This is a genomic window from Anoxybacillus tepidamans PS2 (assembly GCF_000620165.1).
Taxonomy (GTDB): domain Bacteria; phylum Bacillota; class Bacilli; order Bacillales; family Anoxybacillaceae; genus Anoxybacteroides; species Anoxybacteroides tepidamans_A.
Genome location: NZ_JHVN01000004.1, coordinates 126,438 through 142,841, shown reverse-complemented (window position 1 = coordinate 142,841; position 16,404 = coordinate 126,438). Strand labels below are relative to the sequence as shown.

Annotated in this window: 17 protein-coding genes; 2 read left to right on the top strand and 15 right to left on the bottom strand. The window is 45.3% G+C overall.

Annotated features, from left to right (window positions below; all coding sequences use genetic code 11):
* Window positions 1-71: 71 nt before the first annotated feature.
* From N667_RS0106380 to yneA, 3 genes are all read right to left on the bottom strand, one after another.
* On the bottom strand, window positions 72-302 hold the full coding sequence (locus N667_RS0106380) for a DUF896 domain-containing protein (protein WP_027408805.1): 231 nt from the start codon (window positions 300-302) through the stop codon (window positions 72-74).
* 70 nt (window positions 303-372) lie between these two features.
* Window positions 373-1,017 (bottom strand): recombinase family protein, encoded by a 645-nt coding sequence (locus tag N667_RS0106375; RefSeq protein WP_027408804.1) that lies wholly within the window; start codon window positions 1,015-1,017, stop codon window positions 373-375.
* 16 nt (window positions 1,018-1,033) lie between these two features.
* Window positions 1,034-1,333 (bottom strand): cell division suppressor protein YneA, encoded by a 300-nt coding sequence (gene yneA, locus N667_RS0106370; RefSeq protein WP_027408803.1) that lies wholly within the window; start codon window positions 1,331-1,333, stop codon window positions 1,034-1,036.
* Window positions 1,334-1,485: 152 nt separating this feature from the next.
* Here yneA and lexA point away from each other — a divergent pair, with 152 nt between their 5' ends.
* The gene (lexA, locus tag N667_RS0106365) at window positions 1,486-2,109 is read left to right on the top strand and encodes a transcriptional repressor LexA (protein WP_027408802.1); all 624 of its coding nucleotides are present in this window, start codon (window positions 1,486-1,488) and stop codon (window positions 2,107-2,109) included.
* Between the two features lie 48 nt (window positions 2,110-2,157).
* Here the strand turns inward: lexA and glnA are convergent, their stop codons facing one another.
* The 4 genes from glnA to hflX all read right to left on the bottom strand — a co-directional run bounded on the left by glnA (window position 2,158) and on the right by hflX (window position 6,567).
* On the bottom strand, window positions 2,158-3,492 hold the full coding sequence (gene glnA / locus N667_RS0106360; protein ID WP_027408801.1) for a type I glutamate--ammonia ligase: 1,335 nt from the start codon (window positions 3,490-3,492) through the stop codon (window positions 2,158-2,160).
* Window positions 3,493-3,542: 50 nt separating this feature from the next.
* Entirely contained in the window at window positions 3,543-3,947 is a 405-nt protein-coding gene (locus N667_RS0106355) for a MerR family transcriptional regulator (RefSeq protein ID WP_027408800.1), read from the bottom strand.
* A gap of 78 nt (window positions 3,948-4,025) precedes the next feature.
* A complete protein-coding gene (locus tag N667_RS0106350) occupies window positions 4,026-5,294 on the bottom strand; it encodes an aminotransferase class I/II-fold pyridoxal phosphate-dependent enzyme (RefSeq protein WP_027408799.1) in 1,269 nt (422 codons plus the stop codon).
* Between the two features lie 16 nt (window positions 5,295-5,310).
* Window positions 5,311-6,567, bottom strand: coding sequence for a GTPase HflX (gene hflX / locus N667_RS0106345; protein WP_035098258.1), 1,257 nt, complete (start codon window positions 6,565-6,567; stop codon window positions 5,311-5,313).
* Between the two features lie 165 nt (window positions 6,568-6,732).
* Here hflX and N667_RS0106340 point away from each other — a divergent pair, with 165 nt between their 5' ends.
* Window positions 6,733-7,341, top strand: a complete 609-nt coding sequence (locus N667_RS0106340; protein ID WP_027408797.1) for a trimeric intracellular cation channel family protein — start codon at window positions 6,733-6,735, stop codon at window positions 7,339-7,341.
* Between the two features lie 28 nt (window positions 7,342-7,369).
* Here N667_RS0106340 and N667_RS0106335 read toward each other — a convergent pair whose 3' ends face one another.
* From N667_RS0106335 to hfq, 8 genes are all read right to left on the bottom strand, one after another.
* Complete coding sequence (locus tag N667_RS0106335; protein ID WP_027408796.1) at window positions 7,370-8,530, bottom strand: thiolase family protein; 1,161 nt, start codon at window positions 8,528-8,530, stop codon at window positions 7,370-7,372.
* Between the two features lie 14 nt (window positions 8,531-8,544).
* Entirely contained in the window at window positions 8,545-9,396 is an 852-nt protein-coding gene (locus tag N667_RS0106330; protein ID WP_027408795.1) for a 3-hydroxyacyl-CoA dehydrogenase family protein, read from the bottom strand.
* A gap of 12 nt (window positions 9,397-9,408) precedes the next feature.
* Window positions 9,409-11,022, bottom strand: coding sequence for a long-chain fatty acid--CoA ligase (locus N667_RS0106325; protein ID WP_027408794.1), 1,614 nt, complete (start codon window positions 11,020-11,022; stop codon window positions 9,409-9,411).
* A 6-nt stretch (window positions 11,023-11,028) separates the two neighbouring features.
* Complete coding sequence (locus tag N667_RS0106320) at window positions 11,029-12,111, bottom strand: CaiB/BaiF CoA transferase family protein (RefSeq protein ID WP_027408793.1); 1,083 nt, start codon at window positions 12,109-12,111, stop codon at window positions 11,029-11,031.
* Window positions 12,112-12,127: 16 nt separating this feature from the next.
* Window positions 12,128-13,276 carry an acyl-CoA dehydrogenase family protein gene (locus N667_RS0106315; protein ID WP_027408792.1) on the bottom strand — a complete coding sequence of 383 codons (1,149 nt, stop codon included), beginning with the start codon at window positions 13,274-13,276 and terminating at the stop codon, window positions 12,128-12,130.
* 12 nt (window positions 13,277-13,288) lie between these two features.
* Window positions 13,289-14,848 carry a fatty acid--CoA ligase gene (locus N667_RS0106310; protein WP_027408791.1) on the bottom strand — a complete coding sequence of 520 codons (1,560 nt, stop codon included), beginning with the start codon at window positions 14,846-14,848 and terminating at the stop codon, window positions 13,289-13,291.
* Window positions 14,849-14,969: 121 nt separating this feature from the next.
* Entirely contained in the window at window positions 14,970-15,902 is a 933-nt protein-coding gene (gene spoVK, locus N667_RS0106305) for a stage V sporulation protein K (protein ID WP_027408790.1), read from the bottom strand.
* Window positions 15,903-16,168: 266 nt separating this feature from the next.
* Complete coding sequence (hfq, locus tag N667_RS0106300; protein ID WP_027408789.1) at window positions 16,169-16,393, bottom strand: RNA chaperone Hfq; 225 nt, start codon at window positions 16,391-16,393, stop codon at window positions 16,169-16,171.
* Window positions 16,394-16,404 lie beyond the last annotated feature (11 nt).

Sequence of the window (16,404 nt, the reverse complement as noted above, 5' to 3'; positions counted from 1 at the left end):
AAATGTACAATGTTTCTTTTCAAAAAAAGAAAGCATCCATTCTTTAAGATGCTTTCTTTTGGCCGTAATTATTAATGAAGCCGCTTTTTCTGGCTTTCTTTTAATTTTTTAGGCGTGACATCATTTCCGTTTGGATCGACAATTTTCACGGAATGAAGCGTATCGGTTACCGCTTGGCGAAACGCCTGAAGGTACTCCTTTCGAAGCATTTGCTGTTCTTTTTGCTCCTCCTCCGTTAATCCTGTTGCTTTCGCTTTTTTCGCTAACTCATTGATTCGTGCGATTTTTTGTTTTGATAACATCGTTTCACTCCACCTATTTTACATCTCATGCAACCATCTTACTAAAGAAAGGAGCGGTTGGCAACGGTATTTACTGCATATCCTGACTGTATTCCTGATACCTTCGATGAACAGTCGCTTTTGACACCTCATAACCAAAGCCGCGTAACGTCGCTGCGATTTCTGCAAACGTTAGACCGTTGCGGCGAAGGCGAACAATTTCCTCAATTGGAAGTTCCATCTTTTCTCTTCCTGCGTGGTCCCCCAAGTTTTTCAAGTTTCGCTCTGGACGATATCCGCGCTCTATCGCTTTTTGCATGCCTCGCTTAATCTTCAAATTATGTATTTTTCGCTGGTATTCTTCCACGATGCTGAGGATGTTAAGCACCATGGAATCAGCCTCTGACAGTTGCATTTCTCCGTTGTGGCTCACCGTATATAATTTAGCCCCTTCTTTTTGAATACAATGAAGCAGAGCAATTCGCGCATTCCCGCGGCCGAGCCTTGTCTCATCTTGAATTAAAACGGCATCGATCGCTTCTTCTTTCAAAAAATGGAGCAATTCTAGTACCCCGTCTCGCTCAATTTCATATCCGCTTGCTTGCTCCATAATTACCTTAACTACTTGAAAGCCGTATTGTTCAGCAAGACGCTCCAGTTCTATACGCTGTCTCTCAAGTGATGTTTCTTGCGCTTCCTTTTCCGTGCTCACACGGCAGTAAATGACCGCTTTCATCGGATCATCTCCATCGTTACTTAGTGACAACTAGTCCTTTATTCACTTCTGATTTTAACACGGGAATCACTAGTTTTTCACCTGCTACAATGTTTTCATTTGATAAATGGTTGACATCCATCACCCATTCGATGAACTCATCGGTCGAAAGATGATGTGAAGGCCGGTATTCGTTGGCTAATCCCCAAAGTGTGTCCCCAGAAGTGACGGTGATTTGAAGGTATTTTTCTTTTGGAACAGGATTGCTCGCGTAGAAAAAGCCTGCTAATAACATGAATGATAGAAAAGAAAATACGAGATAATGGATCAGTTTCATCCTCTACCACTCCTCCAGAATATTTGTTCGGTTTTTTGTTTTTTATTATAGATAGAACGTTTGTTTGTGTCAACCCCCTTTTCGAACTTATGTTTGTTTTTTCGTTTCTTACATGTTATAATGAAAAAAACGACGAGTAAGAGGTGTGTAACATGACCAAATTGTCTAAACGCCAACAACAAATTTTAGACTTTATTAAAAAAGAGGTTAAAACAAAAGGATACCCTCCTTCCGTTCGTGAAATTGGCGAAGCGGTCGGACTTGCCTCTAGCTCAACGGTGCACGGACATTTAGAACGGCTCGAAAGCAAAGGGTACATTCGCCGCGACCCGACCAAGCCCCGCGCGATCGAAATACTTGATCCTAACTTCACCTCATTTATGCAGCAGAGCGATGTGATCAACGTTCCTATTATCGGAAAAGTAACCGCAGGGCAGCCGATTACCGCAGTAGAAAATGTAGAAGATTATTTTCCGCTTCCGGGGCGATTTGTTTCTTCGGACGAGCAAGTATTTATGCTTGAAATCATGGGAGACAGCATGATTGAGGCAGGCATTTTGGATGGCGATTATGTAATCGTCCGTCAGCAACAATCAGCCAATAACGGAGATATTGTTGTCGCTATGACAGAAGAACATGAAGCGACCGTTAAGCGCTTTTTTAAAGAAAAAGGCTATATTCGCCTTCAACCGGAAAACTCCCATATGGAGCCTATTATCGTAAAAGATGTAACGATTCTTGGAAAAGTCATTGGCGTTTACCGTATGATTCAGTAATCAGAAAAACAAAGAAGGCTATCTCGCTAGTGAGATAGCCTTCTTTATTTAATATAAGGACATGTATTGGTCGCGCTCCCATTGATGAACGGCAGTGCGGAACATATCCCATTCAATTTCTTTCGCCTCAACAAAGTGTTCAAACAAATGTCTTCCTAAAGCGTTTATGATGACTTCATCCGATTTTAAGTTTTGCAATGCTTCTGCTAACGTTGCTGGCAAATCGACAATTCCCTCTTCTAAGCGCTCTTCTTTCGTCATTACATAAATGTTGCGATCTACTGGTGCTGGAGGTGTTAGTTTATTTTTAACTCCGTCCAATCCGGCCGCAAGCAATACCGCCATCGCTAAATATGGATTCGCTGCAGGGTCGACGCTGCGAACTTCAATGCGCGTACTCATGCCGCGGGAAGCTGGAATGCGAATAAGCGGGCTGCGGTTGCGAGCGGACCAAGCAACATAGCAAGGCGCTTCGTACCCTGGAACGAGGCGTTTGTATGAATTTACAGTTGGGTTCGTGACTGCCGTAAAGTTTGGCGCATGTTTCAAAACACCTGCGATAAACTGGCGAGCGACATCACTTAATTGTAAATCGCCGTTTGGATCGAAAAATGCGTTCTCATTATTTTTAAACAAAGATAAATTGCAGTGCATTCCTGAACCGTTCACGCCAAATAGCGGCTTTGGCATAAAGGTCGCATGCAAACCGTGTTTGCGTGCCACAGTCTTGACGACAAGCTTAAATGTTTGGATGTCATCGCAAGCCTTTACTGCATTGGCGTATTTAAAATCAATCTCATGTTGACCAGGGGCTACTTCATGGTGAGAAGCCTCAATTTCAAATCCCATTTCTTCCAATTCCAGCACGATGTCGCGACGGCAGTTTTCTCCTAAATCGGTTGGCGCCAAATCGAAATAACCGCCGTTGTCATTCAATTCCAGCGTAGGATTTCCCTTTTCATCAAGTTTGAACAAGAAAAATTCCGGCTCTGGCCCCAAGTTAAAAGCCGTAAATCCTAAAGCTTCCATTTCTTTTAACATCCGTTTTAAGTTGTAGCGAGGGCAACCTTCAAACGGAGTCCCATCGGGGTTATAGATATCGCAAATAAATCGGGCTACTTTTCCTTTTTCAGCGGTCCAAGGGAAAATAACAAACGTATCTAAATCTGGATATAAATACATATCCGATTCTTCGATGCGAACGAATCCTTCAATCGAGGAACCGTCAAACATCATTTTGTTGTCTAACGCTTTTTCGAGCTGGCTGATTGGAATCTCAACATTTTTAATCGTGCCTAAAATATCCGTAAACTGCAGGCGGATATATTTGACGTTTTCTTCCTTGACAATGCGGATGATGTCTTCTCTTGTGTACTTCGTCACACAAACCCCTCCCTAGGTATTTATGATTAAAAATATACAACCTAACATCATTAATGGAAAAAGCGAGCAATATCTCCTTGACGAAGCGAAGCTCGGTTAAAACGGCCCGCTTGCAGCAGCTCTGCTCGCAGCAGCTTTCGCAACTCTTCGTCCGATAATTGCTGCTTTACCACTTTTTCAACTTTCTCAATCGGCTCCTGTTGCGCGCTAGATTGACGACTGGCAAAAATTTGTTTAATGCCAGCTAAATTTACACCTTGATCAATTAAATCTTTTATTTCAAGAAGACGATCGACATCATTAAATGAAAAAAGACGCCGATTTCCTTCCGTTCTAGCAGGAGAAACGAGACCATGTTCTTCGTAATAGCGGATTTGACGAGCAGACAACTCAGTTAATTGCATCACAATGCCGATCGGAAACAATGGCATCGAGCGACGAATGTTGCTACTCATGTCAAACGCCTCCTTTAATTTGTATATTTTCATTTTATTATAATGTTACATAATATGTCAATAAAATGTTATATTTCCTCACAAAGAAATGAGCTGCTTCTCAATAAGCTGATCAAGCGCTGTACAAACGGCAATTTTTACATGGGAGTACGTCAATCCTCCTTGTACATACGCGACATATGGCGGACGAATCGGTCCATCTGCTGTCAGTTCAATGCTCGCCCCTTGGATAAACGTTCCGGCTGCCATAATGACATCATCTTCATATCCCGGCATATAGTTCGGGTACGGCGTAAAATGAGAATTGACTGGCGAAGCGAATTGAATCGCTTGACAAAATGCAATCATTTGATCCGGATCATCGAATTGCACCGACTGAATTAAGTCTGTTCGTTTGGCGTTCCATGTCGGATAAGTATTCATGCCGATACGCTCAAGCATCGCCGATGTAAACACCGCCCCTTTGAGCGCTTGTCCGACAATATGAGGCGCCATGAAAAATCCTTGATACATTTCTGGCAAGCTGTAAAGCGAAGCCCCCGCTTCCGCGCCGATTCCTGGCGATGTCATCCGATAAGCACACATGTCTACATATTCTTTTTTCCCTACGATATATCCTCCTGTTTTCGCCAATCCACCGCCCGGATTTTTAATAAGAGAACCGGCAATGACGTCCGCGCCTACATGACATGGCTCTTTTTCTTCAACAAATTCACCATAGCAGTTGTCTACAAATATAACAACATCTCTTTTTACCGATCGCACAAATTTAATCATTTCTTGAATCTCTTCGATCGTAAAGGAAGGCCGTGGATCGTAGCCTTTTGAACGTTGGATGCCAATCATTTTTGTCCGTTCATTGATCGCCTGTTTCACCGCTTGAAAATCGACTCTTCCTTCTTTGGTAAGCGGGACGCTTTTGTAGCCGATGTGAAACTCTTTCAAAGACCCGATCCCGCTTCCGCGAATGCCGACAATTTCTTCAAGCGTGTCATAAGGCTTTCCGGTAATGTAAAGAAGCTCATCCCCCGGACGAAGAATTCCAAACAGCGCGATGGAAATGGCGTGGGTTCCGGAAATAATTTGCGGGCGAACAAGCCCCGCTTCGCCGCCAAAAACATCTGCATATATTTTTTCAAGCGTATCGCGGCCAATGTCATCATATCCGTATCCTGTTGATGGAATAAAATGCGCGTCGCTTACTTGATGGCGGCGGAAACTTTGCAAAACACGATATTGGTTATAGTCGATGCGATCCTCGATTTCTCTATGAACCGATTGTATTTGTTCTTCTACTTCTCGCACGAGTGCAGCAATTTTTTCTCCGTGTCTTAAATGTTGAAACATAAAACAAAAACCCTTTCTATTTTTGATTGGTTCTTAGTTGTGGATAAAGCGGGTGTGTCGGCAATATAAATCCTTCGCATTCATACACACCTTGTTGTTCGTTGTAATGAAAATGGCGCAAAATGGTCTCGGCTTTCAGCTGAGCCAAAAGCTTCCCCTCATACGCTGGAACCGCTACCGTATACGCCTCCATCGATTCGATCATCGCTTCTTCAATAAACTGGCGCAGCTTTTGTACATCGCCTTCGTTCAGCGCGCTAATAGAAATCGCACGAACCGATGGATTTGGAACGAAATTGGGATGTACAATATCTCGCTTATTATAGACTGCCACTACCGGAATCGTCGAAACTTCGAGTTCTTCAAGCAAATTGTAAACGGTCTCCTCGTGCTGAATATAGTCTGGATTGGACGAGTCTACTACATGTAAAATTAAATCGGCTTCTTTTACCTCTTCTAATGTCGAACGAAAAGCAGCGACAAGAGTCGTCGGCAAATCTTGTATAAAGCCGACCGTATCTGTCAAAAGAGCTGTATAGCCGCTTGGCATTGCCATTTTTCGAGTGAGTGGATCTAGTGTAGCAAACAATAAATTTTCTTCAAACGAGTCCGCATTTGTTAAACGATTAAATAGCGTCGATTTTCCCGCATTCGTATAGCCGACCAAGGCGATTTGAAATACGTGGTTCTTCTTGCGGCGCTCACGATAACGTTCCCGATGTTCGACGACTGATTTTAATTGTTCTTTAATCTCATCAATGCGGCGACGAATGTGGCGGCGGTCCGTTTCTAGTTTCGTTTCCCCAGGTCCTCTCGTCCCAATCCCCGCGCCGAGGCGAGACAGTTGAGCGCCTTGCCCTCCTAAGCGAGGCAGTATATATTGCAACTGGGCAAGTTCAACCTGCAGCTTACCTTCTTTCGACCGCGCCCGTTGCGCAAATATATCTAAAATCAACTGTGTGCGGTCGATCACCCTTGTTCCTAAAAGTCTGGAAAGATTGCGATTTTGGCTTGGAGACAGTTCGTCATTAAAAATGACAACTTCTGGTTCTAATTGTTCGACAAGCCGACTGAGTTCTTCTACCTTCCCTTTTCCGATATATGTAGCAGGATGAATCGTTTCCCGTTTTTGTGTCAGTTCCATCACCACTTCGCCATTTGCTGTATGGACGAGGGAAGCGAGTTCTTCCATTGAATACGAGAAGCGTTCGTCGTCAACATTCGGGAGTTGACAGCCGACAATCACTACTTTTTCTTGAATATTGCGTTGTATTTCTTGCACATGGACACCTTCTTTCTGTCATCACCGGAATGAACCTGCATTCATCATATCAAATCTCACATAAAATCTCTATCTTTCCAAAATGATAGTTGATTTTCTAATGCATTCTCTCTAAAATGTTTACGGTAATACGAATCGGAAAGGACTTGCTGTTGTATGACGTGGGAAATATTAAGTATTATTGGTACGGTCGCGTTTGCGATTAGCGGTGCCATTGTGGCAATGGAAGAAGAATATGACATTCTTGGCATTTATATTCTCGGAATCGTGACTGCCTTTGGCGGCGGAGCGATCCGCAATTTGCTTATCGGTGTTCCAATTTCAGCGCTCTGGGAGCAAGGAATGCTATTTCATATCGCTCTGTTTGCGATGACAGTGGTTTATTTGTTCCCGCAAAAAATGCTGCCGCATTGGCAGCGATGGGGGAATTTTTTTGACGCGCTCGGCTTATCGGCATTCGCGATTCAAGGTGCTTTATATGCCGAAAATATGAACCACCCGTTGAGTGCGGTCATCGTCGCGGCCGTTTTAACGGGAAGCGGGGGCGGCATTATCCGCGATGTTCTAGCGGGTCGAAAGCCGCTTGTGCTCCGCGCAGAAATTTACGCCGCATGGGCGATTTTGGCAGGATTCGCAGTTGGAACAGGAATCGCCAACTCGCCGATTGGATTGTATCTATTATTTATTGTTGTCGCCGCCTTGCGCATTTTATCGTACACATACAATTGGAAGCTGCCGAATAAATCAATAAAAATCGAAGCGTAATAAAAAGCAGCGCTACGTGCACTGCTTTTTATTTTTGCCCGTCCCACCGTTCTATAATCGCCGCAGTCGCCATTCCGTGACCGATGCAAATCGTTAATAATCCGTATCGCCCTTTTCTTCGCTCAAGTTCGTGGACAAGAGAAGTCATAAGCTTCACCCCAGTTGCCCCTAACGGATGGCCTAACGCGATCGCTCCACCGTTGACATTCACTTTCGAAAGCGGCGCGCCGATTTCTTTTTGCCATGCCAACACAACGGGAGCGAACGCCTCATTAATTTCGATCAGATCGATCTCATCAATCGTCAGCTGCGCTTTTTGCAGCACTTTTTTCGTCGCCGGAATCACCCCATCAAGCATATACGTCGGGTCAGAGCCGACGACCGTTTGGGCGACGATTGTTGCTTTTGGCTTTAAGCCGAGCTGAAGGGCTGTATCCCGTTCCATGAGCAAGGCAGCCGCGGCCCCGTCGCTCATTTGGCTCGCATTTCCAGCTGTTATTTTCCCATCTTTTTTAAATACCGGCTGCAACAGAGCAAGAGCTTCTAACGATGTATCTTTTCGCGGCCCTTCATCCGCTGCGACTATTATCTCATTCCCTTCCTTATCAATTCCGCGCACCGGCACGATTTCCTGAGCAAATAATCGTTGTTCTTGCGCGCGCAGCGCTCGCTGGTGGCTTTCATATGCATAGGCGTCTAACTCTTCGCGGGTGAGTCCGTATTTTTCTGCAATCAATTCGGCGGAAATGCCTTGATGTACAAATTCGTATTTTTCATGGAGCGATGGAGGAATGGTTCGCTCATTCCCATCGCTTAAAATCGGCACTTTCGTCATGCTCTCGACGCCAGCAGCAATCGTAATATCCATATCGCCCGAGCGAATTTCTTGCGCCGCAAAATGAATCGCTTGCTGGCCAGAGCCGCACATCCGATTGATTTGCACCGCTGGCACTTCAATCGGAAAACCCGCTTCTAGCGCGGCAAGGCGCCCGATGTTGTATCCTTGTTCGCCGATCGGCGTCACACAGCCCATCACAACATCTTCTACAAGGTGTTTACCAATTTCAGCCCGCTTCATTACTTCATCAAGTACAATAGCCGCAAGGTGAACCGGGTGGACATTGCGAAATACGCCATTTCGTTTGCCAACAGGTGTACGCACCGCCTCGACAATCACTACTTCCCGCATTGAGAGCCTCCCTTTCATTCGTTATAGGTGTAAAATCCCTTTCCTGTTTTTCTGCCTAAATGCCCTGCTTCCACAAGCTTGCGCAGCGTTTGCGGCGGGCGGAAACGATCGCCGTATGCCTCGGTCATATTTTCACTAACAAGCAGCATCGTATCTAAACCAACCAAATCGGCAAGCTCCAACGGCCCCATCGGGTAGTTCAGGCCGAGGCGCACCGCTTTATCAATATGTTCAGCAGAAGCGACTCCCTCTTCATACATACGGATACACTCAATCATATGAGCAGCAATCGCTCTCGTTGTGACAAACCCTTGCATGTCTTTAACGATCACAGTTTCTTTTCCGATCTCTTCGGATAATTGCTGGATCATCTCGACGGTTTGTTCCGATGTGGCGATTCCCTTTACGATTTCAATGAGTTTCATAACTGGCGCAGGATTGAACCAATGCATGCCGATAACTTGACTTGGTCGCTTCGTAGCAGAAGCAATAGCGGTGACGCTCAACTCAGATGTATTGGTTGCTAAAATCGCTTCCCGTTTCGCATGGCGGTCCAGCTGTTCAAACACTTGTTTTTTCAGCGATAAATTTTCTGGAACCGCTTCAATGACAACGTCCGCATCTTTCACCGCTTCTTGTAAGATCTTGCTCGTTTGAATGCGGCCAAGTATGGTCTCCGCTTCCTGTTCCGTATACTTGCCCGCTTTTACAAACCGCGCAAGGCTTTTTTGAATGGAGGCAATCCCCTTTTCCAGCGCCGAATCGGAAATATCGTATAAATAAACCGTTTTTCCTCCCATCGCCAGCGACTGGGCGATGCCGCTTCCCATTAATCCTGCACCGATGACAGCGATTGTTTGCGCCATTTTCGTTCCCCCTTATTGTACATTTGCAAAATAATCCCGTAATTGTTCGCGCAATTTTAGTTTCAAAAATTTTCCGACGCTTGTCTTCGGAATTTCGCTCATAAATACAATGTCGTCTGGAAGCCACCATTTTGCAAATTGCGGCCTTAAAAAGTCGTACAGCTCCTCTTTTGTCACGCTTTTTCCTTCTTTTACGACAACACAAGCAATGGGGCGCTCTTGCCATTCCGGATGCGGCACAGCGACAACTGCCGCCTCAAATATAGCTTCATGCGCCATGAGCGCATTTTCCAAATCGACGGAAGAAATCCATTCTCCCCCGCTTTTAATCACATCTTTTGTGCGGTCGACAATTTTAATAAATCCTTCCTCATCCACAGTCACTACATCACCTGTATACAGCCATCCATCGCGGAATGCCTCTTTGCTTCGTTCATCGTTATAATATTCATCGGCAATCCACGGCCCGCGCAGACAAAGCTCTCCCATTTCCGCCCCGTTCCACTCTACATCGCCATCTTTACCAACGACTTTCATTTCGACTCCCGGAACGAGGAAACCTTGCTTCGCACGAATATCGAGTTTCTCATCCCCTGATAGATGCTGCTGATAACTTTTCAGACGAGAAAGCACAACAAGCGGACTCGTTTCTGTCATGCCGTATGCGTGGATAAATGGGATGCGATATTTCTCTTCAAATGCGCGAATCATGCCCTTCGGCGCCGCCGAACCGCCGCATAAAATCCGGGTCACGCTGCTTAAATCGTATGTCCCTTTCTCTAATTCGTTTAATAGACCGAGCCAAACCGTTGGTACGCCGGCGGCAAGCGTCACTTTCTCTGCTTCCATCATTTGCGCAAGGATTTGCGGCGTAAACGCTGCACCAGGCATGACGAGCGTCGTTCCAAACCAGGCGGCGGCAAACGGAAGTCCCCACGCATTGGCGTGAAACATCGGCACGACCGGCATCGCCACATCCGATTCGGACAATGCGGCGCTATCAGCAAGACCGAGCGCCATACTATGCAGCACGATGGCGCGATGGGAATACAAAATCCCTTTTGGATTTCCCGTAGTTGCCGACGTATAGCACATTCCCGCCGGACTGTGCTCGTCAATGTCTTTCACCAATGAAAAACGGGCATCTCCCTCTTTTAATAGTTCCTCATAATGGTAGACAGGGGACAGCGTCGTGTTCGGAAGCTCGCTTTCATCCGTCATGATGATGAATGCTTTTACGCTCGGAATGTCATCTTTTACTTTTTCAATGAGCGGAAGCAAATCATCGTCAATGAGGAGCACACGATCGTCCGCATGGTTGATAATGTAAGCGATATGCTGCGGCGAGAGGCGAATGTTAATGGTATGCAAAACAGCGCCGATTCCTGGAATCGCAAAATAGGCTTCGAGATGGCGATGATGGTTCCAAGCAAACGTCCCGACGCGCTCCCCCGGCTGAACGCCGAGCTGTTTTAAGGCGCTGGCAAGCTTTCGTGTCCGCTCACCGATTTCCCGGTACGTATGGCGAACAATCCCGTGTTTCATGCGGGAAATGACCGTCTTTTTCGGAAAAAATGTTTCGGCCCGTTCAAGCATCAACGCAATATTTAATGGAACATTCATCATTACGGATCACTCTCCCACCGAATGTGTAAACATTTGTTCATGTTCGTTCAACTTTGGCGCACGCGACCGTTTCTTCAATAAATGATCATCATACCGCGTAGCTACTTCGATTCTTTTGTCGTCCATATGAATCATTTTCCGATATCTGTTATTGGAAAACCATAACTTGGCCTCGTCCGTTTCTAGTACAGGGGCTAAGCAACAGTCGACTTGCTCGCCAAACTCAATCCATTCCCTAAGTGGTTTTGTTTGAAATAAGCGCTTAAGTTCTTGAAACACAGCATTGTCGTCGTTCGCTGGAGAATATTGGTGCTCAAGCCATTCCGGTTTCTGTACAGCGAGGCAAAAATTTTTCCAAAACTTCTTTTCAAGCGCCGCAAAGGAAACGTACCGTCCGTCTTTCGTTTCGTATAAATAATATGAAACAATCGTACCCGCAAGTACGTCGATACCGGATTTATTTTTTGTTTCATGCTCAATGGCAAAATGATTGGCCATCATCGACAGCAGTCCGTCGACTAACGAAATGTCGATATAGGTCCCCCTGCCCGTCCGCTCGCGAGCGTATAACGCAGCGACAATTTGCTCGACCGCATGAAGGCTGCCAATTAAATCAGCAAATGTAATCGTCGGGTGAACCGGGCGGCCATTTTGATCTTTCAATTGGACTAACACCCCTGTCATCGCCATATAGTTCAAATCGTGACTTCCTAATTTGGCATGCTGGCTATGTTGACCATAGCCGCTAATCGAACAGTAAATAATCGTTGGATTAAGCTGGCTAGCTTCTTCATAACCTAACCCGAGCCGTTTCATCACCCCGGGGCGAAAGCTCTCAATGATAATATCTGCTTGACGAATCAACTGCCTAGCAATCTCCAAATCTCTCTCTTCCTTTAGATTAAGAGCGATGCTTCGTTTGCTTGCGTTGTTCGCTTGAAATACACATTCATCCGCAAGTGTTCGCATCATATCCCCCGTTGGCGGCTCAATTTTTAACACTTCTGCCCCTAAATCGGCCAAACGAAGGCTTGCGAATGGACCAGGAAGATAGTGAGAGAAATCAATCACTTTCACTCCGTCTAACAAACCAAATCCCTTCCCTCTAAGTAAGATCAAGATATTTAGCAATAATTGTTTTCATAATTTCATTCGTTCCAGCATAAATCGCGCTAACCGGAATATCACGGTAACGCCTTGCAATCTCGTATTCTTCCATATAACCATAACCGCCATGAAGCTGCATGCTTTCTGCTGCCACCCGCTTCGCCATTTCCGTAATCCACCATTTCGCCATCGAGACGCCTGCAACGACGTCTTTTCCTTGCATGTGCTCCTCGATAATTCTATCGAGGAACGTTCTTCCTAATGCGATTTCCGTCGCCATTTCCGCCAGGCGGAATTGAACAGTTTGAAACTCGCTGATCTTCTTGCCAAAAGCGGAACGCTCTTTGACGTATTGCTTCGTCAGCTCAAACATCCTCTCGGCAGCCGTCTGCGCGGCAATCGCCACGACGAGGCGCTCTTGCTGCAGCTTTTCCATCAAATAATAGAATCCTTTTCCTTCCTCTCCGAGCAAGTTTTCCGCTGGCACTTTTGCATCCGCAAAAAAAAGCTCCGCCGTGTCCTGGCCGTGAAGGCCGACTTTTTCGAGCTTGCGGCCGCGCGAAAACCCCGGCGTCCCTCGTTCCACGGCAAGCAAGCTGATGCCTTTATGGGGCGGCTTTGCGTGCGGATCGGTTTTGCAGACAACGATGACTAAATCCGCATGAATGCCGTTTGTAATAAATGTTTTTTGCCCGTTGACGACGTAGTAGTCCCCCTGCCGAATTGCCGTCGTCGAGATGCCCGCTAAATCGGACCCTGCTCCCGGCTCCGTCATCGCGATCGCTGTAATGATTTCTCCAGACACGCATTTAGGGAGCCACTTTCTTTTCTGCTCCTCTGATCCGTAAGAAGCGATATAAGGAACGGCAATATCGTTATGCAGACCGATTCCGACCAGACTAGAGCCCACTTTCTCCAATTCTTCGTTCATGACAACCGAATAGCCAAAATCACTAGCCAGTCCTCCGTAAGCTTCCTCGACCCACGGACAGAGGAATCCCTGCTCGCCCATTTTTCGCCAAAATTCACGGGGAATGATTCCTTGCTTTTCCCATTCCGAATAATGGGGGGCTGCTTCTTTTTCTAAAAATTTGCGGAAGGCATCCCGAAAAATATGATGTTCTTCTCGTAAATAACCCGCTGTCATTTTGTCAGCTCCTTACGATTGCTGCGCTTTTTGGATTTGCTCGCGAAGCAAAAATTTCTGGATTTTTCCGCTCGCGTTTCGCGGCAGCGCTTCTACAAAGTAATAAGCGCGCGGCCGTTTGTACGGGGCTAAACGGTCGCTGTTTTTGCAAAATTGCTCCAGTTCTTCCGCTGTAACGTTCTCGCCTTTTCTAACGATGAAAGCAACCACTTTTTCTCCCCACATTTCATCCGGCTCGCCGAGCACCGCGACATCAAGCACGCCATGATGCTCGTACAGCACATCTTCCACTTCGCGCGGATACACATTTTCACCGCCGCTAATAATCATGTCATCGACGCGATCAGCGACATACAAATAGCCTTCTTCGTCCATATATCCTAAATCGCCGGAATGGTACCAGCCTTTGTACATCGCTTTTTCGGTCGCCTCTTCGCGATTGTAATAGCCCGCCATCATGCATGGTCCTTTGACAACGATTTCTCCAACTTGCCCCGGCGGCAGTACATCGTCTGGGTCGGACGGACCGTCTTCTCTTGGCTTTACGATGCGGATTTCATGGTTGAGGCAAGCTCGACCCGCCGAGCCCGCTTTTGCCAGCTGCTCATCCTCGAATAAAAATGTTACTGCCGGCCCCATTTCCGTCATTCCATACGCCTGAATGAGGTCGATTCCAAGCCGCTCTTTGCACTCTTTGACCAGAACGGGAGCCATCGGGGCAGCGCCATATAAGCCAATGCGAAGCGACGATAAATCATATTCGTCAAGCTTCTCCTGCAAGATCATGTTCCACATCGTTGGCGCAGCAAATAAAACCGTGATGCGCTCTGTTGCGATCGCGTTCAATACTTTCTTTGGATCAAAGTGATGGATGATGATATTGGCTGCCCCTGCATGAACGCGTGGCAGGAAACAACAATGCAATTCAGCGCAGTGAAACATCGGGGCAGCGACGAGACCGCGATCGAATTCACGGATTCGCATAACGGAGTTGCAAATCAAGCTTTGTTCAACCATATCGCGATGGCGATGCATCACTCCTTTTGGCCTTCCAGTTGTCCCACTCGTATACATGATTGCGTAAAGATCATTTTCTGACACATCAATTGGTGAAATTTGTGATGAAGCAGCTTTGACGCGTTCGTGGTAATTAACAGCGTAGGATGGTGTATCTTCATCAATATACCAGAAGGAAATGTGAGGAAATTGATCATGGATGCTAGCAATTTGCGACTCTACCGCTTTTTCAAATATAACAATTTTTGGGGCTGCATCTTCTAAAATATAAGCGATTTCTTGGGATTTTAGACGGAAATTAATCGGGTTAAACACCGCACCAATTTTCGCACAGGCGAAAAATGCAGTCGCAAATTCATTCGTATTAAACAACACAGTCGAGATGCGGTCACCTTTTCTTACTCCCATCTCAATGAAAGCGTTTGCAAGTCGGTTCGTTTCAAGCTCCCACTGTTCATATGTGTAACGTACTCCCGTTCTCACATCGACTAACGCTTCTTTTTTCGGGAATTTCCTCACCGTTTGTGAAAAAACGTCGCCAATCGTTAAATACATTGTATCCCCCTCCTTTTTAAATATTAAAATAATTATGAATTTTTATTCATATTACCACATTCTACATAACGGTTCAAACTCCTTCCCGCAATAAAAAATAAGGAAGGGAATATCCTTCCTTTTAAGATCCCAACACTAAATCACGATCGCGAATCAATGTTAATTCTTTCTTATCGTAACGGCCTTCGTACAACAGGCGAACCGCTTGCTTGCGAATCGCTTTTTCAATTAAATTGCGAATATAGCGACCATTGCTGAATTTCCTCTCTTTTTTCGTTTGGAGCAGTTCTTCAATGTGGTAATATAATTTCCGCTCTGCTTCAAACGTAAACTCATATTCCCGCTCCTGCAGCATTTGTTTTGCAATTCTGACCAATTCATCGACCGTATAATCAGGAAAATCAATGATTAACGGAAAGCGTGAGGGAAGCCCTGGATTCAAGGAAAGAAAATAGTCCATCTCCGCCGGATAACCAGCTAAAATCACGACCAAATCTTCACAATAGTCCTCCATTCCTTTTACTAATGTATCGATGGCCTCTTTGCCGAAATCCTTTTCCCCGCCGCGCGCAAGGGAATACGCCTCATCAATAAACAAAATGCCGCCGCGCGCTTTTTTTATTAAATCGCGCGTTTTATTCGCCGTATGTCCGATGTACTCGCCGACTAAATCGGCACGTTCCGCTTCGATAAAATGTCCTTTTGATAGCACGTTCATTTCAAAAAACAACTTTCCTAACAAACGGGCCACGGTTGTCTTTCCCGTCCCCGGATTCCCTTTAAAAATCATATGGAGCGCTTGCCTGTTAGATTTTAATCCATTTTCTTTCCGCATTTTATTAATATATAGCCATGCATAAATTTCTTTTACAATTTTTTTTACATTTTCTAAACCGATCAATTGATCAAATTCCCTTTGAATATCCTTCAATATAACATGCTGCTCGTAATCAATCCCTTCTTTGCGCTCCTCTTTCACCAAATGATTCATATTTTTAGAGTTTAGTACAATATTGATCTGCCCTTTTGCTTTATTCATCGTTACTTCTGACAACGGTTGTCACCTCGCTTCAACCTTTTCACTTTCGTTTGTGATCGTTATAATTCTTTTTCAGTATACGTTTGTTCTAGCCCATTTGTGACAATAGCCTAGAAATAAGCAAAAAATTGCAAGTTGAAACTAAAGAGATTCTATGCTTTTTCTAAAAATTCATCGCCCTGTCTGATAAGGAGATATTTTTATTATTGTATTCAGCTGTCGTCTCTTTTACGAAACAAAATCGCCTGCTCCAGTCGGAGCAGGCGATTGTTGCTGCTTTTTTATTGAATCTCAAGCTGAACGTTTTTTTCAGGAGCAAATGTAGAAATAGCATGTTTATAAATCAACTGCTGTTTCCCTTGGACTTCTAACAGCACGGTGAAATTATCAAATCCTCTTACCAAGCCGCGCAGCTGAAATCCATTCAACAAAAATACGGTAACTTGCGTGCCGTCTTTGCGCAATTGGTTTAAAAATTGATCTTGAATGTTAATAGATGTTTTCATGAACTGGCCTC